General features: G+C 38.4%; 21 protein-coding genes. 11 read left to right on the top strand and 10 right to left on the bottom strand.

What is annotated here, in order from left to right; translation table 11 throughout:
* Nucleotides 1-69: 69 nt before the first annotated feature.
* Together aspA and NSS81_RS14660 are read right to left on the bottom strand one after the other, a co-directional pair.
* Nucleotides 70-1,539, bottom strand: coding sequence for an aspartate ammonia-lyase (gene aspA, locus NSS81_RS14665; protein ID WP_342429423.1), 1,470 nt, complete (start codon nt 1,537-1,539; stop codon nt 70-72).
* A 129-nt stretch (nt 1,540-1,668) separates the two neighbouring features.
* Entirely contained in the window at nt 1,669-2,982 is a 1,314-nt protein-coding gene (locus tag NSS81_RS14660; RefSeq protein ID WP_342429422.1) for an anaerobic C4-dicarboxylate transporter, read from the bottom strand.
* A gap of 368 nt (nt 2,983-3,350) precedes the next feature.
* On the opposite strand from NSS81_RS14660, the gene NSS81_RS14655 reads away from it, so the two are divergent.
* Together NSS81_RS14655 and NSS81_RS14650 are read left to right on the top strand one after the other, a co-directional pair.
* Nucleotides 3,351-4,622: a sensor histidine kinase gene (locus NSS81_RS14655; RefSeq protein ID WP_342429421.1), complete on the top strand. Its 1,272-nt coding sequence runs from the start codon at nt 3,351-3,353 to the stop codon at nt 4,620-4,622.
* A gap of 5 nt (nt 4,623-4,627) precedes the next feature.
* Complete coding sequence (locus NSS81_RS14650) at nt 4,628-5,551, top strand: response regulator (protein WP_342429420.1); 924 nt, start codon at nt 4,628-4,630, stop codon at nt 5,549-5,551.
* Nucleotides 5,552-5,605: 54 nt separating this feature from the next.
* Here the strand turns inward: NSS81_RS14650 and NSS81_RS14645 are convergent, their stop codons facing one another.
* Nucleotides 5,606-6,106: a hypothetical protein gene (locus NSS81_RS14645; RefSeq protein ID WP_342429419.1), complete on the bottom strand. Its 501-nt coding sequence runs from the start codon at nt 6,104-6,106 to the stop codon at nt 5,606-5,608.
* Nucleotides 6,107-6,245: 139 nt separating this feature from the next.
* Here NSS81_RS14645 and NSS81_RS14640 point away from each other — a divergent pair, with 139 nt between their 5' ends.
* Entirely contained in the window at nt 6,246-6,968 is a 723-nt protein-coding gene (locus tag NSS81_RS14640) for a Crp/Fnr family transcriptional regulator (protein WP_342429418.1), read from the top strand.
* 31 nt (nt 6,969-6,999) lie between these two features.
* Here NSS81_RS14640 and aroD read toward each other — a convergent pair whose 3' ends face one another.
* Both aroD and NSS81_RS14630 read right to left on the bottom strand, forming a co-directional pair.
* On the bottom strand, nt 7,000-7,764 hold the full coding sequence (gene aroD, locus NSS81_RS14635; RefSeq protein WP_342429417.1) for a type I 3-dehydroquinate dehydratase: 765 nt from the start codon (nt 7,762-7,764) through the stop codon (nt 7,000-7,002).
* A gap of 38 nt (nt 7,765-7,802) precedes the next feature.
* A complete protein-coding gene (locus NSS81_RS14630; RefSeq protein ID WP_342429416.1) occupies nt 7,803-8,354 on the bottom strand; it encodes a shikimate kinase in 552 nt (183 codons plus the stop codon).
* Between the two features lie 155 nt (nt 8,355-8,509).
* On the opposite strand from NSS81_RS14630, the gene NSS81_RS14625 reads away from it, so the two are divergent.
* The 4 genes from NSS81_RS14625 (at nt 8,510) to NSS81_RS14610 (ending at nt 11,932) form a co-directional block, all read left to right on the top strand.
* Nucleotides 8,510-9,580, top strand: a complete 1,071-nt coding sequence (locus NSS81_RS14625) for an ion channel (protein ID WP_342429415.1) — start codon at nt 8,510-8,512, stop codon at nt 9,578-9,580.
* Between the two features lie 221 nt (nt 9,581-9,801).
* Nucleotides 9,802-10,545 (top strand): F0F1 ATP synthase subunit A, encoded by a 744-nt coding sequence (gene atpB, locus NSS81_RS14620; protein WP_342429414.1) that lies wholly within the window; start codon nt 9,802-9,804, stop codon nt 10,543-10,545.
* 50 nt (nt 10,546-10,595) lie between these two features.
* Entirely contained in the window at nt 10,596-10,967 is a 372-nt protein-coding gene (locus NSS81_RS14615; protein ID WP_342429413.1) for an ATP synthase F0 subunit B, read from the top strand.
* Entirely contained in the window at nt 10,964-11,932 is a 969-nt protein-coding gene (locus tag NSS81_RS14610) for a DUF3939 domain-containing protein (RefSeq protein WP_342429412.1), read from the top strand. Before NSS81_RS14615 ends, NSS81_RS14610 begins: the two co-directional genes overlap by 4 nt.
* A 71-nt stretch (nt 11,933-12,003) precedes the next feature.
* Here NSS81_RS14610 and NSS81_RS14605 read toward each other — a convergent pair whose 3' ends face one another.
* On the bottom strand, nt 12,004-12,228 hold the full coding sequence (locus NSS81_RS14605) for a hypothetical protein (RefSeq protein ID WP_342429411.1): 225 nt from the start codon (nt 12,226-12,228) through the stop codon (nt 12,004-12,006).
* A gap of 127 nt (nt 12,229-12,355) precedes the next feature.
* Complete coding sequence (locus NSS81_RS14600) at nt 12,356-12,679, bottom strand: nitrous oxide-stimulated promoter family protein (RefSeq protein WP_342429410.1); 324 nt, start codon at nt 12,677-12,679, stop codon at nt 12,356-12,358.
* Between the two features lie 242 nt (nt 12,680-12,921).
* Here NSS81_RS14600 and NSS81_RS14595 point away from each other — a divergent pair, with 242 nt between their 5' ends.
* Complete coding sequence (locus NSS81_RS14595; protein WP_342429409.1) at nt 12,922-14,136, top strand: MFS transporter; 1,215 nt, start codon at nt 12,922-12,924, stop codon at nt 14,134-14,136.
* A gap of 56 nt (nt 14,137-14,192) precedes the next feature.
* Here the strand turns inward: NSS81_RS14595 and NSS81_RS14590 are convergent, their stop codons facing one another.
* Both NSS81_RS14590 and NSS81_RS14585 read right to left on the bottom strand, forming a co-directional pair.
* Complete coding sequence (locus tag NSS81_RS14590) at nt 14,193-14,618, bottom strand: DUF4395 domain-containing protein (protein ID WP_342429408.1); 426 nt, start codon at nt 14,616-14,618, stop codon at nt 14,193-14,195.
* Nucleotides 14,619-14,755: 137 nt separating this feature from the next.
* Nucleotides 14,756-14,980: a hypothetical protein gene (locus NSS81_RS14585; RefSeq protein WP_342429407.1), complete on the bottom strand. Its 225-nt coding sequence runs from the start codon at nt 14,978-14,980 to the stop codon at nt 14,756-14,758.
* 168 nt (nt 14,981-15,148) lie between these two features.
* On the opposite strand from NSS81_RS14585, the gene NSS81_RS14580 reads away from it, so the two are divergent.
* Entirely contained in the window at nt 15,149-15,628 is a 480-nt protein-coding gene (locus NSS81_RS14580; RefSeq protein ID WP_342429406.1) for a glutathione peroxidase, read from the top strand.
* A 57-nt stretch (nt 15,629-15,685) separates the two neighbouring features.
* On the opposite strand, the gene NSS81_RS14575 is transcribed toward NSS81_RS14580, so the two are convergent.
* Nucleotides 15,686-17,590 carry a cation-translocating P-type ATPase gene (locus NSS81_RS14575; RefSeq protein ID WP_342429405.1) on the bottom strand — a complete coding sequence of 635 codons (1,905 nt, stop codon included), beginning with the start codon at nt 17,588-17,590 and terminating at the stop codon, nt 15,686-15,688.
* A gap of 241 nt (nt 17,591-17,831) precedes the next feature.
* On the opposite strand from NSS81_RS14575, the gene NSS81_RS14570 reads away from it, so the two are divergent.
* Both NSS81_RS14570 and NSS81_RS14565 read left to right on the top strand, forming a co-directional pair.
* Nucleotides 17,832-18,659 (top strand): DegV family protein, encoded by an 828-nt coding sequence (locus NSS81_RS14570; protein WP_342429404.1) that lies wholly within the window; start codon nt 17,832-17,834, stop codon nt 18,657-18,659.
* Between the two features lie 265 nt (nt 18,660-18,924).
* Complete coding sequence (locus tag NSS81_RS14565; RefSeq protein ID WP_342429403.1) at nt 18,925-19,836, top strand: DMT family transporter; 912 nt, start codon at nt 18,925-18,927, stop codon at nt 19,834-19,836.
* Nucleotides 19,837-19,865: the final 29 nt, after the last annotated feature.

Raw genomic sequence — 19,865 nt, 5'->3', positions numbered from 1 at the left:
TTAAAAGCAGCTCTAGCGTCCGAGCTTCTTCTTTTTAAGAAGCTCAGGCGCAAAGCCATCAATATATTTTTAAACGTGTGCCAATTCTTTTTCTTCTGCTTCTTTTTGTCGACGTTTTTTCTCCAATAGTTCTTTTCCTGCAATACCAGGATTGGTCATTTCAAATGGATGTAAGATTGTATCAAGCTCTTCAGCTGTTAACACTTCTTGCTCAAGGACAATCTCTCTGACAGGTCTACCCGATTCGATGGCTTCACGTGCAATACTTGCTGCTGTTTCATAACCAACATGGGGATTAATGGCTGTAATGATACCCACACTATTATTCACGTAAGCTTCCATTCTTTCTTTGTTAGCTGTGATTCCGGTTAGACAATGTTCGCGGAACACAGTTAGAACATTGGTCATCACCTTAATAGACTGCAATAGGTTAAAGACGATCACTGGCTCCATTACATTCAGTTCAAATTGTCCTGCTTCTGATGCCATACTGATGGTCAAATCGTTTCCAACAACCTGAAAAGCACTTTGGTTTAATACTTCTGCCATTACTGGATTTACTTTTCCTGGCATAATGGAAGATCCCGGCTGACGAGCTGGCAGGTTGATTTCACCTAAGCCGCAACGAGGACCAGATGCCATCATCCGCAGGTCATTTGCGATTTTTGACATATTCAGCATACAGATTTTTAATGCAGCGGATACTTCAATATATACGTCTGTATTTTGCGTTCCGTCTACAAGGTCTTCCGAGCCTTTAATTGGAAACCCAGTGATTTCTCCTAAAAACTTTACTGTTTTTTCAATATACTCTGGTTCAGCGTTTAAGCCCGTTCCAACTGCAGTGGCACCCATATTCACTTCGTATAAATTTTCACGAGTTGCGCTTATCCGCTTAATATCTCTTCTTAATACCCTTGCATAGGCTTCGAATTCCTGGCTGAGCAGAATTGGAACAGCATCCTGTAAATGGGTCCGGCCCATTTTAATCATGCCATCAAACTCATTTGCCTTTTTCATGAATGTTAAATGAAGTTCTTCCATTACCTTAATTAACTCTTCCAATGTCATAAGAGCAGACAAATGGATGGCCGTTGGAAAGGCATCATTAGTTGATTGAGCCATATTAACATGGGTATTAGGGCTAATTTTTTTGTAATTCCCTTTTTGTTCCCCGATTATTTCAAGTGCGCGGTTTGCCAGTACTTCATTTGTATTCATGTTAATGGAAGTACCCGCTCCACCTTGAATTGGATCAACAATAAACTGATCATGCAGTTTCCCTTCCAATACCTCATCAGCAGCATCCATGATCGCATTCGCCACTTGTCTATCTAACTGACCGATCTCAGCATTGGCAAACGCCGATGCTTTTTTCACCATTGCGATTGCTTTGATTAGAGCCTCATCAATTCGATATCCTGTGATCGGAAAATTCTCAACAGCACGCAGGGTTTGAACACCATAATACGCTTCTGCCGGAACCGCTTTTTCACCAAGGAAGTCTTTTTCAATACGGAAATTTTCTGAACTACTCATTCTTGTCATCTCCAAATTCATTTTTGTTTTAGGCTGTGCTAACCTTGCCGTGTTGATTGACCTGCAATCAACATAGTGAAATAAATCAGCAATGAGCATTAACACAGCCTTGTTTTTTGAAAAAATTAATTATAGTAGAATTGTGCTTAGTAATATACCAATCCCAACTGCTCCGATTGTTGCAATTAAACCAGGCACCATGAAACTGTGGTTTAGAATATATTTACCAATTCTTGTCGTACCAGTACGGTCAAAGTTAATGGCTGCAACCACTGTTGGATAGTTTGGAATAAAGAAATAACCATTTACAGCTGGGAACATAGCAATGAGTAACGCCGGATTGATTCCTAATGCTATTCCTAATGGCATTAGTGTTCTAATTGTTGCTGCCTGGCTATAAAGCAGGATGGAAAGTCCGAATAAGGCAATCGCGAATAGCCAAGGTGCTGCAGTAACTAGGTCTGAAATGGATCCGGAAACTAACTCCATGTTTCCTTGGAAGAAAGTATCTCCCATCCAGGCAATCCCGAAGATGGCGACTACTGCTGCCGCACCTGCTTTAAATACACTGCCGGAAACAATATCTTCAACCTTTGGTTTACAGAAGATGATAATTAACGCTGCAATTGTAAGCATGACAATCTCAATTGAAATTGGCATTGACATCCTTGTTTCCACGCCATCGATTATCCAGCTTGGACGTAATTTTTCAAATGATCCAAGTACAACAACGAGCACTGCTGCAAGAAGGAAAAGCATAACAGAAAGCTTTGAGCCTCTATTGGCCTTGTATTCTTTCTTATCCTTTCTAATTGGTGCAAGTCCTTCCTCCAAGCGTTTAAGGTATTCTGGGTCAGCATTTAACTCTTTACCCATTTTGCTTGATACAAAAGCTGCGATCATACAAGCGATAAAGGTAGAAGGAATACTAATCATCAGAATATCTAGTAAAGTAACGTCAAAATCTGTTAACAAAGCAAGTAAAGCTACAGTAGCTGCTGAGATTGGACTTGCTGTGATTGCCTGTTGTGAAGCAATTACTGCAATTGACATTGGTCGTTCAGGTCTAATTCCTGATTCACGGGATACTTCAGCAATAACTGGTAATACGGAATAAGCCACATGGCCAGTTCCTGCACAAAATGTAAATACATACGTTACAATTGGTGCAATGTAGGTGATATACGTTGGGTTTTTTCGTAATGCCTTTTCTGCTAGATGGACAAGATATTCCATCCCGCCAGAGGCCTGCAAGGCTCCTGCAGCGGTGATAACCGCTAAAATCATTAGCATGACATCAATTGGCGCTGATGTAGGCTGTAGTCCGAAAACGAATACCAGAATAGCTAATCCCACACCACCCATTACTCCAAGGCCAACTCCGCCTAACCGTGCTCCAATAAAAATACATGCCAGTACGATTAAAAATTGAATCCAAAACATCTTGGTTACCTCCATAAGGTAAATTATTTTTTGAAAAAAAATATAAAAAGAATCCTAGACATTTCACCCGCTTTCAAGTGACATATGTGAAATTCTTCACAAAAAATATGTCGCTTTGTTGAACTAGCTTTCAATCTGTGAAGCTACATAGTAAGATAATGGCTAAGAAAGCGAACAAAATGGAACTTTCATCGTTTACTAGTGTTCCTTTGTTCCTCTAAATCATATATTGAGGACTACGGAAAACTACAAGAAATAACAAAAAGGATGAGAAACTTAATAAATTTGTCAATTTTCGCATCTGCTTTTCATCTTAAAACAGAGGTAATCTTATCTTAGACAAGAAGTTCTTACTTGGAAGTGATCACATGAGTGAAAAACTAGTAGCCTATATATTTATTATTATTGCTGTTCCGATTGCAGGAGAGATGAAGTTCTATCCAATTGATGGAGACCTTCGGGTTAGTCTAGGAACTCCTATTTTCTTCTTTATATTATTATGGTTACGAAAAATAAATCCAATTATTTCAGGGTTATTAGCCGGAACTGCAGTCGTTTTATTCAGGATATTCTTATCGGAAATTCAAGCTGATTCCATTGAGCTATCAGATGCCCTTTCATTACATTTTCCTGTTTTCTTCTATTATTTGGTCTACTCGTTACTTTTTTATTTTTGCAAAATCAAGTCACTTTATGAAAGTCCCTTCTACATTGGTCTGCTTGGGGTAGTTATAGAAGTAATCGCTAGTATGGCGGAAATTTCTGTCCGTAGCATCTCATCTCACACGGCGATCACCTTTTCAACTTTTATGATTATTGGCGGGATTGCCATTTTTCGTAGCTTCTTCGTCCTCGGGTTTTTTAATATCTTAATTTTGAGAGAAGCAAAGCTTGCAGAAGAACAGCAGCGGAGGATGAATGAAGAGATTCTATTATTAATCTCTAACTTATATGTAGAATCGATTCAACTGAAAAAATCCGCGAAGAATGCAGAGGAATTAACTAGTGCCTGTTACAAACTATACCGTGACTTAAAAGGGTCAAGTAGTAATCAACAAGCAGAAAGTGCCTTGAGAATTGCCGGCGAAATGCATGAAATCAAAAAGGACAGTCAAAGAATTTATGCTGGTTTATCAAAACTAATGGCACAAGATAATTTAAATGATTTTATGGATATTGGAGAAATTACCGCGACTATCATTAGTGCAAATAAGTACTATGGGGAAATGCTTGGAAAGAAAATTAATTACCAAGTGCAAATTTCTGAAGAACAGCCGCATTATCACACCTTTATTCTGTTTTCACTAATTAATAATCTTGTTTCTAATGCAGTTGAAGCCATTATTGACCATGGGGAGATTAATCTTACGGTTAACCGATCAAATGACATGGTAATTATAAAGGTGAGTGATAACGGTTCGGGCATATCCGCAAGAAATAAGCCCTTTATATTTGAGCCAGGTTTCACGACGAAATTTGACAATACAGGAATTGCCTCCAACGGTATTGGGTTATCACATATCAAAAACGTCATTGAAGAGAATGGAGGAATAATTACTCTGCTAGATGATCCTGCAAATACAAAGAGAACTACCTTTGAAATTCAACTGCCGGTAAGAGGCTTAACTCAGGAAGGATGAGCGTTATGAAGTTTTTTATTGTTGATGACTCCGCTGCAATCAGGGTGATGCTTTCTAATATCATTGAGGAAGAAGGACTTGGGACAGTCGTTGGGGAAGCAGAAGACGGATCAGAAGTCTATGCCGATATTCTTGCTGAGCTGAATATCGATATTTTGCTCATAGATTTGCTCATGCCAAATCGCGATGGAATTGAAACAGTTAGGGAAGTTGCACCTTCCTTTGATGGAAAAATCATTATGATTTCTCAAGTCGAATCGAAGGACATGATAGGAGAAGCATATTCACTAGGTATCGAACATTATATCACTAAGCCGATAAATCGCCTTGAGGTGACAAATATATTAAAGAAGGTTTCCGAACATCTGCTGCTGGAGAACTCGCTATCTGACATTCAAAAGTCGTTAAGCTTTTTAACGGACCATTCACCCAAACATGAAACTAATAGAGTTAAAGGAAATACTCAAAATCCAATTATCCAGGCAGGAAAGAAGATTTTAATGGAACTCGGAATCATTGGCGATAGCGGTAACAAGGACTTGCTGGATATCTTAGCAATTCTATCTTATTTAGAGAAAAAAGGTATTCGTGAAACCCCCTCTCTTAAGGAGTTGTATGAAAAATCAATCGAAAAACGGCTAGGACATTCCGCTTCACCTCTAGAGGTCCGAAAGGAGATAAAAGCCAGTGAGCAGCGCATTCGCCGAGCGATCCATCAAGCACTGGAGCATATAGCGTCACTTGGACTAACAGACTACACAAATCCTAAATTTGAAAACTATTCATCCAGTTTCTTCGACTACAGCCAAATCCGAATGAAAATGCTTGAATTAGAAGGCAAAATACCCGACAGTACAAGTCACACCCGTATCAACATCAAAAAATTCATCCAAGCCTTATATATGGAGGCAAAAAGACTAATAGGGTGACAGGCACCACGAAAAGACATTTCCTCCATTTTGTCCACGTGGGGTGGACAGTATTTAAATTGGTGTGAACATATGGATGAGAAAGCTGATTAGGAAGGTCAATGCTGTGTATCTGTGGAATTTTTTTCTGAAGCCTGAGGCTTTTTTATGTCGACGGTAGCCTGCTCCTAATGTGACTGCAAGTAAGATGATTGACAGGTATCCACTTAACAGCTTTAAATGACTATATCCTATCAAGGGACCGATTTCATAAAGGTTGATTGCGGCATGTCCGATCATCACTGTTGTCCCTAGTACAGCAATCTTAATATGCCATTTCATCAACACTCTTGAGAATTTCGCGAGACGAATCTTGATTTTTCTTATCGATGTTTTCCTGATTACAAGGAAAATAAAATACATATTAATATTAATAAAAAACAGCAGCACACCTAGTTGTGCAAACAATTGACTGGTGATTACTAAAGAACTGTCATGCGGGCGCAGGAACCAAATATATACGATCGATACCACGATTAGTACAATGTTTCCAGCCGTCCATATTCTATGGTACAAACTATCCCCCCGCTCTAAGCTTCCATTCTTCTTCTATTAAGGTTATTCTATGAAGTTGATTTAAGTCAACGTTATAAAACAAGATATACTTTATAATAGTACTATTAGAAGTAATTATTACAAGGAGGCTGACCAAATCTTGAAATGTAACCATTCTTCCGATAATAAACCCGATGAATACAAACTATGTGTATCAGGTGTTCCAATCTTTAATCATTTATCATTTGATGAGATGCAAAAGGTTGTCCAATCCGCGCATTCAAAAAACTATTTAAAAGGAGAAATGATCTTTCAACCTGGAGACCTCACCGAACAATTGCTTATTATTCATACTGGACGAGTGAAGATATACCGGGTCTCTGAGCTAGGTAAGGAGCAGCTGCTGAGAATTCTTGAACCAGGAGACTTTATCGGTGAACTTTCCCTATTTACATCAGACACATCAGCAAATTATGCCGAGGCAATGTCCAATACCGAAATATGTGTGATTCACAGAAAAGACTTGCAAGGGATGCTTGTTACACACCCTGAGATTTCGTTGAAAGTACTCGAAGAAATCGGAAAAAGGTTAAAGGAAGCGGAGATGACGATCGAGAGACTCAGCCTGCAGGATGCAGAAAAACGGGTAGCTTCCTATCTTATTGAGCAGATTAGCTCCGCAACAAACTCAGAAGATGGGATTGCTCCCATTACGATTGTTCTTCCAATGAGCAAAAAGGATCTCTCTTCCTATATTGGAACGACCCAAGAAACGCTTAGCAGAAGGCTAACAACCTTCCAGGAACGTGGCTGGATTAAACAATCCGGACAACGAAATATTATAATTCTAAATAAAGAAGAGCTAGCAAATATAGCCCATTAAAGAGAGCCCTGACACCATGGTCAGGACTCTTCTATAAGTTTGAGTGAATTAAAGTCAGAGCATTTCTTAATTCTGAAACGGGTACTTGTCCTGGTGCAGATGCTTTCTGGGCAGCTCCAAAGGTTATCGCGGATCCAAAAATCTCACCTGCCAACCTGCTAATTACACCTTTTCCAGCCATCGACATCGTTATGATTGGCCTGTCCGCATATTGTTCATGCATTGTATTCGTCGCATCTAATAGGGTAAGTACATCTGTGGTACTACTTGGCATAACAGCGATTTTCGGCAAATCGCCATCCAACTCCTGTGCCTTTCGTAAACGGGAGATGATTTCTTCCTTCGCAGGCGTTTTGTCAAAATCATGGTTAGAGAGGATGACGAATACATTAGATAAATGGACAGATTCAACCAATGATCTAACTTTTTTTTCATCATTAAATAACTCAATATCAATGATATCAACCAAACCCGTTTCAGCAATGGTTCGATTTAATTCAAAATAATAGGTGTTGCTGATTTCCTTTTGTCCGCCTTCTTTCGTACTGCGAAAGGTAAAAATAAGTGGAATGTCTGGTAAAAGCTCACGAATTTCACTCAGTACCTCGATTACTTTCTCACAATCTTCCACATGCTCGAAGAAGTCGACACGCCATTCGACAACATCCAAGTCAACCGTTTCCAGATAGGCTGCTTCTTCCCTTAGCTGCATTAGTGTCTCTCCAACCAATGGAACACAGATTTTTGGGAGCCCTTCTCCAATATTGATTCCTCGAACCGTTACTATTTTTTTCATGCATTACATCTCCCACTCCGCCCGAGCTAATTTAATTTTTACGCTTCATGTAATTCCCACGATAACTTTAGGGACTTGACAATCTCGTCTGCAAGTTCGTCCATACTCTGATTGTCAATTTCAACCTTGGAATGGTAAGGAAAATAGCCTTCTTTTCTCTTATAAAATAGCTCCTCGATTTCTTCTATCGACTTTCCTTGTAAAACCGGACGGCTTTTAATAATAATACCCAACCGTTTTTTCAAAGATTCCCACGATATATCCAAATAAATAACTATGCAGGAGGATAAACATACCTTTTTAATTTCCTCTTGGAGATACGCACCGCCGCCGATAGAGATGACCTGCAGTTTTTGCTGGCATCTGCAAGTAGTTATGGTCTTTTCTCGCTCTCTAAAAGCCTTCTCACCTATTTCCGCAAATATTTGCGATACGGGCATCTTAAACTCGTTTTCAATTTCTTCATCTATATCAATAAAATCTCGATAAAGTTTTTTAGCTACTAACCTACCGATTGTGGTTTTTCCTGCACCCATAAAGCCAATAAAAACAATACTTTTCTCTTTTAATGAAACGTCTTGATTATTCAAATTTAATCCCCCTAACGATGGAAAACAGGCAACATAATTTTGTTACTATTATAAGCCCTACTGAAGCAGAAAACCAATTATTTCATTGATGGTTAATTTCCCCGCCACTTTGGAAATATAAGCATATTCAGTGTTTTGAAAGCTAGGGGATACGAATGTTAATGTACCTAAAAAGATCACTATATTATCTCGTCAAACTACGGGATCGATTACTTTACCCTTTTGTTATTTTATATATTTTATTTGCTGCTTACATCGCTTTATATTTAGAGCCAGAAACCTTTGAAACCTATCTTACTGCTATTTATTGGGTACTAACCACTCTAGCCACTGTTGGTTTTGGGGACTATGCACCCGTTACCATTCAAGGAAAGGTATTTACGATTTTTCTCTATATCAGCGGAATTGGCCTAATTAGTGTTTTTATTGGAAAAAGTATAAAATCTGTCTATCTCCTTGATAAACTTAAAGTTGGTGGAAAAATGAAATATACGGGGAAAAACCATATCATTCTAATTGGCTGGAGCGATAAATCAGAGCTAGCCATTAAAGAAATACTAAAATCTGATAAAACGATTGATGTTGTCATCATTGATGATTGGGAAACAGCTCCAATGGTCGAGAAACAACTATACTATATCCGTGGTGATGCCACAGATGAAGAGACACTGTACCAGGCGAATTTACCTGAAGCAAAGGGAGTCATCATCTTTGCGGACCAAATCACCCAAGATAATTTTGCTTCAAAAGATCCACTGTTGGTCGATGGGAAGACTTTGCTGATTGCAACGGCGATTACATCAATCGAAGAAAAAATAAATATTCCGATTCATGTAACGGCAGAGGTTATCTATCAAAAGCATATCCGTTTATTCCAGCGTGTTAAGGTGGATGAATTTATTCCAACACAGGAAATGATTTCCCATGCCGCGGTTCGGTCATTATTTTCACATGGGGTTACAAATATGTATTCAGAGCTAATGAGCTCTCAATATGAAGAAGCGATGTATGAGATACCGAAACATGAAGAATGGAAAACATATCGGGACGCTTTTGCAGACCTCCTTAACCAAGGGGCTACACTTGTTGCGGACCGAGGCAACCTGCATATTAACCGTCAATTAGATAACTCCATTCCTGAAGATGCCCAGCTCTTTGTTATTTGCGATAAAGAAACCCTTTCTAAAATTAATTCCGTCCAACCTCAAAAACTCCCGGAAAAATAGGTCTTATCAATATCTTGGTAAGACCTGTACTTTAACATCAAAATCATCATATTTTCCGTTACTATAGTACTAATTATTTGTCTGAATTGTCAAAATTCAAAGGATAAAAAGGTACTATTTTCCTATAAAATTTAGTATAATAAAGATATAAGAATACATATTCTTCTACTCTCCCCCCACCACTTTCTGTACATATTTTGATCAGGAAGGAGGTAAACCATATGCACTCTACACGTCCCCTCGTACAATTTTTCGGATTAACATTTGACCTATCCATAATCCTTACCAGCACATTCGCAGCCGTCGCTGTCCTTCTCATCGTCTATCTTTGCACAAGAAAGCTAACAGAAGAAAAACCCGGAAAAATGCAAAATTTTATAGAATGGCTTGTCGAATTTGTTCAGAACATCATGGTAAATTCTATGGGCAGCAAGAATAATTTCTTTATCCTCTCAGCAGGGGTTGGGCTCATTCTCTATCTTTTCATCGCCAACATCCAAGGTGTTCCATTTGCCGTCATTGCCGGAGCAGACCATGCTACATGGTGGAAATCCCCGACTGCCGATGCTCATGTCACCATGACAATGGCGATTATGTTAATTGTCTACACCCATTTTATTGCTTTACGCACTTATGGACTAAAAAAGTATTTTAAGAGTTTCTTGAAGCCCTTCAAGCCGTTAGTTGTTATTAATATTCTCGAACAAATCACCACCACGCTTACACTTGGTCTCCGATTATTCGGGAATATCTATGCAGGTGAAGTGATGCTTGCCATTCTTGTCGGAGCAGTCGCTAAAGGTTTTGAGTCGGGTCTGTTCACTGGTATTGGAGCAGGGCTACTTGCAGCCGCCCCATTAGTCATTTGGCAGGCATTTTGCGTATTCATCGGCGGTATCCAGGCATACATTTTTGTGACACTTTTCATGGTTTATATTGGTATAAGAGTGAAGGAAGTCGCATAAATTAAACGTCCATTAGCAGGAACGGTGCGGAATATAAGGAGATGTAAAAAATGGGGGATATTGAGATCTTTGGTATACCAATTTCATTAGGAACAATGGTTTATCAAGCGATTTTATTTACTGCTCTAATTTTTATCCTCAAAAGAAAACTTCTAGGTAAGCTTCTGGAGGCGATGGAAAACAGGAGGGAATCAATTGATAACAAACTCAAACTTGCCGATACCTATAAGAAAGAAGCTGAGTCACTCCTGTTCAAACAACGAGAAATGACGGATAAAGCAACACGTGAAGCAAGAGAAATTATTGCCCAAAGCCGTCTGGAAGCCTCACTTATTGTAAAAGAGGCTAGAAAGGATGCTCTAGTGATTCGTTCTCAGGCCTATCAAGACATGAAAAGGATGAAGGAGCGTGGGGCATCATGAAAAAAGAGTTCGTAAAAGAACATGGAAAAATGCTGGAGAAATTCGTTTTAGACAATGAAGCAAATTGGGTTTATATACAATATATAAGGGGGAACTTCGAAAAAACATCCTACTTCTTAAAAAAGGAACCTGAATACACCAATGAATATATCGAAAGATTTTTCAATGAATATAATGTTTCAGAGGAAATTCAAACAGAGGTTAGGTCATATTTTAGTAATGAGAAGAAGTCGACCGATTCCCACCTGCAAGAGTTTGTTAACTTTCTAATCACAACTTTATCCTTACACATTATGATTGGCGTCGCCCTTGGATTGTCCATCTTTGGAGGCTACAAGCTCGGTGTGAAATTGGACACCATAACAAATAGTGGTTCTGCTTTTACGATTATTGGTGTTCTATTCGGTTTTGCAGTTGGCGCCTTAATTGGTTATGTAATGATTTATAATTATTTTGGAAGCCATTCGATGAACGGGCTTACAAAAACAAAAGGGTCTGCTGGAAGAATGAAAAAAAAAGATGGGCTTGACTGGCCATCCATTGAGGCTACTCTCCCGGATGTCCATGAAGCCATTCGCTGCTTCTCAAAAGATTTGCCTGCTGGCATTAATAGAACCATACTCATTAAGGAAGATTATAGCATTGACTTTGAACAACTTGCACCATATATCGGCGGGATACCTACAAGACCATTTTATATGTCTAAAGAAACCTATGAAATCTTTGAGGAAAAGGAGATGGAGCTTCCGCCAATAATCGATAAGGTCCAAAAAGCAGTAAATTTGTATTATAAAGTGAATAATCGCTATCCAATTAAGCCATACGATTCGCTGCACCGAGTGAATTACTATCAGCTTATCCAGGGGCATTATCTCGATGAAAAGCCAGAGACAGACTTATATTTTACCGATTATGACGGCCTCATTACCAGTCTTAAGCCTAACAGAAAAAAACTAGGAGGTTAACAATGATTCGATCATATCCCAAAAGCTGTTAAAAGAGTGTGAAATCACCTAGATGATATCACACTCTTTTATTATAATAATTTAATTTTATCCTTAGGCTCGTCAAGTTTCATCCGCTCAAGCTCAAGCCTCATTTTTTCAGTTTCTATTAAATAGTTTTGATTTTTCAGTTTCTCCAATTCTAATTCATCCTGGATCATTTTGTGCTTGTACTTTGATTGCTTTTGAAAATGGCTCGTTAAAATTGCGATGATTGGAATCGAGAAAATCATAATTACTGTGATCGTTTCCGTCATTCTTATCCCTCCTACTTTTCACCCTCTAGTTAAATAATACCAAATATCACAGTCCGTTAATACAGAATTATCTGAATTAAAAAAGCGTATGGATAGTTAGAACTCCAATACGCTCTTACTAGTATCTTTACCTATTTAAAAGATGCTTTATTGAATAAATCGGATGATATAACAGCATCCATGGACCTGAAAATCGCATTATTGTTTTCATTCTATCTCGATATTTTGGTTTATAGCAATGGATGGAACAATTGGAGCAGGCACTCTTTTCTTCTCCAAAACGGCAGAGTGAGAGCCTTCTATGAGCGTAGATTTTTACAGTTTGACATTCCTTGCATAATTTTTCATGATGGTGTTTCTTTCGACAATACAGTTCAATCATTTGCGTAACCATTTCTTTTTCCTTTTGGACCTTTGGACCATTATTTAGGTCAGATAATTGTCTAGTCATCGTTGTAAACCACCTTTCCTTTTGATAGGCCTACTACAAAATACGTCGATAATATAAAGTTATCACAAGGATTGAACCCTCTCGTGGCATATTTCTAACAACTTTCCAACAGCTTACATTCTCTGACCATTTCTAAAAGAATATATTTACCATTCCGTTATCATTGACAAATACATAGGTCCCTTTATAAGATAGGTAGCATGGAAAAAGTTAACCTAACCACAATAAGGTTAACCACCTGCATGGAACGAAGGGACGGAGTTTTAATGTCAGTTGATCAACGAAAGAAAATAATTATCTTAATGATAAATATGTTTATTGCAATTGGTAGCTTTGGAATCATCATTCCTATCTTACCAGCCTATTTAGAATCGATTAACCAAGGAGGAACCGCTGCTGGCCTGTTTATTGCCATCTTTGCCGGAGCTCAGTTTGTCTTTTCTCCTATCGCTGGTAAATGGACAGATCAATACGGTCGCCGCAGGATGATCATCTATGGTCTAACAGGATTAACCATCTCCATGTTTATCTTTTATTTCTCCAATTCCATCTGGATGCTTTACGGTTCTCGATTTGTTGGTGGAATCGGTGCAGCATTACTTGTACCAGCTATTTTTGCCTATGTTGCCGATATTACGTCCTTTGAGCAGCGTGCGAAAGGGAACAGCTTAGTATCTGCTGCAATGTCACTTGGTATCGTTGTTGGGCCAGGAATCGGCGGATTTCTAGCAGACTTTGGCTTAAAGTTTCCTCTATTAATCTCAGCACTTGTCTCCCTTGTTGCTGTGCTGTTTTCCATTATCGTATTAAAGGAAAGTAAGGTAATTCAAACTGCACAGACGTCTGAAATGCAAGAAGCTGAAACAATGGTGGCTAAAATTGCCCAATCCGTGAAAAAGCCTTATTTCATCCCATTAATTATTACACTCGTTATGAGCTTTGGTTTAATTGCATATGAGTCAGTAATCGGACTCTATCTCGATAACCAGTTTAATTCTAGTGCGAAAGATATTGCCATCATGGTGACTGCTACTGGAGTTGTCAGTGTAATTGTTCAACTTTTTGTTGTTGACCGGATTGTCAATCGCTGGGGTGAAGTTGCTGTATTAAATATCTTTATCGCTGTGGCCGCAGTTGGATTTCTTTTTTCACTATTTGCTACTAGCTACGCCCTATTCTTCGGGATTTCACTCATTATCTTCCTTTCGACCTCAATTCTAAGGCCTGTACTAAACACGCTTATTTCTAAGTTAGCGGGGAATGAGCAAGGGTTTGCGATGGGGATGAACAATGCATATATGAGTATTGGTAACGTTTTGGGGCCGACTCTTGCTGGATTGCTTTATGATGTTAAAATCACTTATCCATTTGTTTTGGGCTTTGCTTTATTGGCTGTAACCTTGTTTATAACCGTTAGTTGGCAAAAGCGATCTTTGAAAGCAAAGGCAGCTTTGTAAAATATTAGGTATCAAAAAAAGACTGATGGACACCCATCAGTCTTTTTTTGATACCTTTATTGATTTGCTCGTTTATAAGTGTACATCTTCCACTGATAATGTATAAAACAACCTATGCAAAAACCTAATATAGCAACAGATGCTGCTGTTGCTACAAGAATCGTGAACACATAGCCTACTGTATTCCATTCAAACAAAAACCCTAAAAATCCAGCTCCCAAACAAAAAACAGCCATTTTTTGGTTAAATTGTTGTTGCTCCCAATCTTCGGGAACATATTCCTCTGGTTTTTTCGAAAGAAAGAGCTTTGCTACCTTCATTACTGGATTATATTTGAAAACAATTCCTGAGAGTCCAGCTAGTAAAGGTAATAGTAAGAACCACTCCACACTGAAAACCCATGTTAAGACAACACTTATGACAATGACCCATTGGTTTGTTTTGACAAGCGGACGAGGGATGGATCGAATTTGTTTAGACATAAATTCCGACCTTTCTCATTGGATTTGTATGTTTATAAGTATTCTAACCGTTTTCACCATTTTTGTATAGCATATACAACCCAATAAATAAAAAAAGGCACTCTAATGAGTACCTATTTTACATTGAAATTCCATTTTTATTTCTCTTCGTTCAACTCATCAAGGAGTTGCTTCGTCCGTTTCGCATTTCCTTCGGCAAAGTTTTCAAGACGGTCCTTTAGTTCATCATCATTGTGAATCCGCTCAGCGGTAATGAGATAGCTACGCATTAAATCCTCTTCCACTTCGATTGAATGCTTCAACACTTCTTCAACTTTATCCTTTTCTCCCCTGTTCTTACTGTTAAACATATTTAGATCCATAGTAATCCCCCTTTTCACTACTATCATTAGCCTTTCTAGCTGTAGGTATCCAGTATCTACACCCACCATTTATTTCATATTTTCCTTGTTTATCCCAATTCATTCACTTAAGATTGAATTGTGCTCTTTATTCTTATTTTTTTATTCTACATACTAGGGGGAAAAACATTGAAAACTGTATATGAATTTAATGTAAAGATGACCAATGGTGAAGAGAAATCGTTAACTGAGTATGAAGGAAAGCCATTACTTATTGTGAATACGGCTAGTAAATGTGGTCTAACTCCTCAATTCCAAGGCCTTCAGGAATTATATGATAAATACAAAGAAAAAGGTTTAGTTATATTAGGTTTCCCCTGTGACCAATTCAACAATCAGGAATTTGCTAACATTGAAGAGACCACAAAGTTCTGCCAGGTAAACTATGGTGTAACCTTTCCCATTTTTGCAAAAGTTGATGTCAATGGCTACAATACTGATCCGTTGTTCACCTTCTTAAAAGAGCAGAAAAAGGGTCTGCTTTCACGTAATATTAAATGGAACTTCACCAAATTTTTGGTCGACGCCAATGGCCAGGTTGTAGAACGCTATTCACCCACTACAGAGCCAGCCAAAATTGAGGAAGATTTAAAAAAGTTCTTTTTCTAATCCTAGATTATTATCCAAAGAGCCCACTACTTGTTAAAGAAGTGGGCTCTTCTATTTTTACATTCGTGCATGTACAGGTTCTAACTCTATTTCCTCCTTTTCACTCTTACGATTGAATCTGATTAATCTCATTGCATTAAGAATAACAATTAACACGCTAGCCTCATGGATAAACATACCTGATGCCAAGTGGACGGAACCCATCAGTACACCAGCTAACAGAACAAAGACGATTGCAACTGCAAAGTACGTATTTTGCTTCATATTGCGGATAGTTGCTTTCGATAGTGAGTAAGCATGCGACAGTTGCATGAGCTTATCGGCCATCAGGACCACATCAGCCGTTTCCATTGATACATCCGTACCACCCTCACCCATTGCAAGACCAATGTCAGCTGTTGCAATAGCAGGCGCATCATTAATCCCGTCCCCAGCCATCGCAACTACATGTCCTTCTGACCTTAATTTTTTCACATATTCTACTTTGTTTTCAGGTAATAATTCTGCATGGAATTCATCTAGGCCAAGTTCATTCGCAACTAATTCTGCCGTGTGGACATTATCTCCTGTTAACATCACAATTTTTTTGATACCATTTTTTCTTAACTCAGCAATAGCTCGTGGTGCATCTTCACGAATTTGATCTGCAATAGAGAAAATACCTGCAATCGTACCGTCAACTGCTGAAAAAATAGCGGTGTTTCCTTCTTTTTCACGATGTAATGCATAATCGGCAGCCTCGATTGGAAGGTTAATGTTTTCTGTATCCATTAATTTTCGATTACCAATGGCTAATTTATGGCCATCAACATACGCACGGATTCCATTTCCTTTAATAACTTCTCCATTTACCTGATCAACAGCAAGCACGAGTTTTCGTTTCTTTGCTTCTTTTACAATCGTTTGTCCTAAATGATGTTCAGAAATTGTCTCTGCCTGAGCAACCCATCCTAGGAGTTCATCCTCTTCCTGGCCATTAAATATCTTAATATCTGTCACTTCTGGTTTCCCTTTTGTTAGCGTCCCTGTTTTATCGAATACTAGGGTATCCACTTTAGCAAACTTATCCATAACCTCTCCGCCTTTAACAAGGACACCATTTCTTGCACCATTTCCAATACCTGCCACGTTTGAAACAGGTGCGCCTATAACCAAGGCACCTGGACAAGCCACAACAAGGAATGTAATCGCAATGTGAAGATCTCTTGTCACGATGTAGACTAGAATCGATAATAAGGCAACTGCCGGTGTGTAATAATTGGAAAATTTATCAAGAAACTTCTCTGTTTTTGATTTTGTCTCCTGTGCCTCTTCAACAAGCTCAATAATTTTAGCAAAAGTTGTGTCATCACCAACCTTTTCCGCAATGATTTCAATATATCCATTATCCACAATTGTCCCGCTAAAAACTTTATCGTCTACTTTCTTTGCTGCAGGAACGGACTCACCTGTAATTGCCGCTTCGTTCAATGATGCCTGGCCAGAAATGATACTTCCATCAACCGGCACCTTCCCGCCTGAGCGAATAATTACACGATCTCCCTTTTCTACCTCTTCAACTGGAATGGTTACCATGTTTCCATCACCACGAATGACAAGTGCTTCTTGTGGAGCCATATCGACTAACTCTTTCAGTGCTGACCTTGTTTTTTGTAACGTACGTACTTCTAGATAATCACCAAACAAGAATAAGAAGGTGACGATCGCGGATTCAGTGTATTCACCAATAAAGAGTGCACCGATTACGGCAATCGTTACCAATAATTCAATACTGAAAGCCTTCATTCGAAGTGCCTGAAAAGCTTTAATAAATATTGGAATACTTGCAATAATTGTGGCGATAATTAGTGCAGCGCTTTTTATTTCTGCATTTCCCTGCAGACCGAATAATAACCCAATGGCGATTAAAATGGCAGATAAGGCAGTAATATGATTTTTATGTTGGTTAATGTGTTTAATCATTTTTTCTCCTCCTCTATATCGACTCAACTTTTTAATCCGTAAATCAATATCTTTCCTATGAATTAATAGTAAGGCTTTTCTAAAATTAAAGAATTGACTCCCATCAAGTTTCAATTTTCTTTAGAAGAATTTTTAATAAGGAACTATTCAACTTACCCAGAAAGCTTAAAATGCTTATGAAAATAATCCAGACTGTTATAATTAGGATAGGTATCATTTAAGATTAAAGGAGAAAAAAAAATTGATTAAGATCATTACAGATAGTTCAGCAGATTTACCTAAACAAATAATCGAGCAATACGACATAACGTTAGTGCCTTTAACTGTAACCATTGAAGGACAAGATTATTTAGAAAAAGTGGACCTTACACCACAGGAATTTTTCACAAAAATGTTTTCTACGGAAGCCCTTCCTAAGACATCCCAACCCTCGCCTGCTTCCTTTGCTGAAGCCTATTCCAAATTCGGTACGGACACAGAAATACTATGTCTTACTATATCTTCGGGGCTAAGTGGTACATATCAATCAGCATGTATTGGCAAGGATCTATCCAGTGCAAAAGTTACCGTATTTGATACCTTGGCTGGATCATTGGGACATGGACTTCAAATTACCCGTGCGGCTGAATTAGTGGAGCAAGGTCATACTATCGAAGAAATCGTAGCAAATTTAACGGAATATCGAGAAAATATGAACATCCTTGTCCTCTTAAATACCCTAGAGAACATAGTTAAAGGCGGACGCCTGAGTAAATTTCAAGGCTCTCTGGCGAAAATCTTGAACATCAAGGTTATTTTGGAAAGAGTGGATGGCGGTAAGGTAGAAATTCTCGAAAAAATTAGAGGAAAAAAGAAGTTCCAAAAGAGAGTGCTTGAGGTCATACAAGAAAGAGGTACTGACTTTTCTAACACGACATTTGGAATTACTCACACTGGGAATAAAGATGATGTTGAAGCGATAAAACAGGAAATTAATGAAAAGTTTCATCCAAAGGACATTATTGTGAATTATATGGGAGCCACAATGGGAACATATGCAGGTAAGGATGGTATGATTATCTCGTTCTAACCATTCCATTGGAAGAATAACCGGTAAAACATAATCAAAGAAACCAAAAATTTCATTGACATTCACAGCCAATTATTATAAACTTATTTAGTTAATATAATAATAAAAAACCATTTGTTTGTGGACTTTTCTAGAGGTATCTCTATTTTCGCCACACAGCCTTCATACGATAGCTGTGTGGTTTTTTTGTGTGATAAAAGCTTCGCAAAATCGAATTTGTCGATTGAACCTAATGATTGTTTTATAGAATGAAAGGAGTAGAAAAATGAAAACTTGGCAATATGCATTAATTGTTTTTATAGGAGGATGCTGTTACGGAGCATTATCAACATTTGTAAAGCTTGCCTATTCTGCTGGTTTTAACGTAGCAGAGGTGACAGGGAGCCAATACTTATTTGGGGCTTTGCTAATCTGGGTGTTGGCGCTATTTTCAAAAAAGAAAAAGCTTACGCTGCCTAACATAGGTACACTGCTTTTATCAGGCATCCCAGTTGGTTTAACGGGTGTATTTTATTATCAGTCGCTACAGACACTACACGCTTCTCTTGCGATTATTTTCTTATTTCAATTTGTTTGGATTGGCACGCTAGCAGAGTGGATTTTTTATAAAAAAATACCGACCAAGGGAAAGGTTGTTTCAATTGGCATTTTAATTATAGGCTCCATTCTTGCCGCTGGCATTATCACAGAAGGTGCCTTTGAAGTATCATTGCAAGGGACAGTTTGGGGGTTACTTTCCGCATTAACCTATACAGCTTTCATCTTTCTTAGCGGCTCCGTGGGCAAAGATATACCATCTGTACAGAAAAGTGCTTTTCTAACCACCGGCGGGTTAATCACTGTTTTGATACTGCTACAACCAACCGAGTTATTCCAATTGGATGTTTTTATGGGAGTCGCACCGTATGGTTTGTATCTTGGTTTATTAGGGGTAGCTTTGCCGCCGCTCTTATTTACAATTGGAATGCCGCATATCGGACCTGGACTTGGAACCATCCTAACAGCCTCCGAACTACCGATCGCTGTTATATTATCAGCACTTGTCTTAGGCGAAATCGTAAGCATGTCACAATGGCTAGGAGTTGTATTTATTTTAGGAGGAATTATGGTCGGTAATGTTAAAATGGCCAAACCTAAAATGAAGTCTGTGCCAGTAGAAAGTGAATCCGCAACATAAGAAGATGTGATTCTAGTCCACGCTAAATG

The sequence above is a fragment of the Neobacillus sp. FSL H8-0543 genome (assembly GCF_038592905.1).
In the GTDB taxonomy this organism is placed as follows: domain Bacteria; phylum Bacillota; class Bacilli; order Bacillales; family Cytobacillaceae; genus Neobacillus.
This window is presented reverse-complemented; position numbering and strand designations above follow the sequence as displayed.

Coding starts and splice junctions, on each gene's coding strand:
- NSS81_RS14585 (WP_342429407.1), bottom strand. CDS start 14,980: ATGGATCTAAATATGTTTAACAGTAAGAACAGGGGAGAAAAGGATAAA.
- NSS81_RS14595 (WP_342429409.1), top strand. CDS start 12,922: ATGGAACGAAGGGACGGAGTTTTAATGTCAGTTGATCAACGAAAGAAA.
- NSS81_RS14610 (WP_342429412.1), top strand. CDS start 10,964: ATGAAAAAAGAGTTCGTAAAAGAACATGGAAAAATGCTGGAGAAATTC.
- NSS81_RS14575 (WP_342429405.1), bottom strand. CDS start 17,590: ATGATTAAACACATTAACCAACATAAAAATCATATTACTGCCTTATCT.
- atpB (WP_342429414.1), top strand. CDS start 9,802: ATGCACTCTACACGTCCCCTCGTACAATTTTTCGGATTAACATTTGAC.
- NSS81_RS14605 (WP_342429411.1), bottom strand. CDS start 12,228: ATGACGGAAACGATCACAGTAATTATGATTTTCTCGATTCCAATCATC.
- NSS81_RS14590 (WP_342429408.1), bottom strand. CDS start 14,618: ATGTCTAAACAAATTCGATCCATCCCTCGTCCGCTTGTCAAAACAAAC.
- aroD (WP_342429417.1), bottom strand. CDS start 7,764: ATGAAAAAAATAGTAACGGTTCGAGGAATCAATATTGGAGAAGGGCTC.
- NSS81_RS14655 (WP_342429421.1), top strand. CDS start 3,351: ATGAGTGAAAAACTAGTAGCCTATATATTTATTATTATTGCTGTTCCG.
- NSS81_RS14565 (WP_342429403.1), top strand. CDS start 18,925: ATGAAAACTTGGCAATATGCATTAATTGTTTTTATAGGAGGATGCTGT.
- aspA (WP_342429423.1), bottom strand. CDS start 1,539: ATGAGTAGTTCAGAAAATTTCCGTATTGAAAAAGACTTCCTTGGTGAA.
- NSS81_RS14625 (WP_342429415.1), top strand. CDS start 8,510: ATGTTAATGTACCTAAAAAGATCACTATATTATCTCGTCAAACTACGG.
- NSS81_RS14660 (WP_342429422.1), bottom strand. CDS start 2,982: ATGTTTTGGATTCAATTTTTAATCGTACTGGCATGTATTTTTATTGGA.
- NSS81_RS14650 (WP_342429420.1), top strand. CDS start 4,628: ATGAAGTTTTTTATTGTTGATGACTCCGCTGCAATCAGGGTGATGCTT.
- NSS81_RS14615 (WP_342429413.1), top strand. CDS start 10,596: ATGGGGGATATTGAGATCTTTGGTATACCAATTTCATTAGGAACAATG.
- NSS81_RS14600 (WP_342429410.1), bottom strand. CDS start 12,679: ATGACTAGACAATTATCTGACCTAAATAATGGTCCAAAGGTCCAAAAG.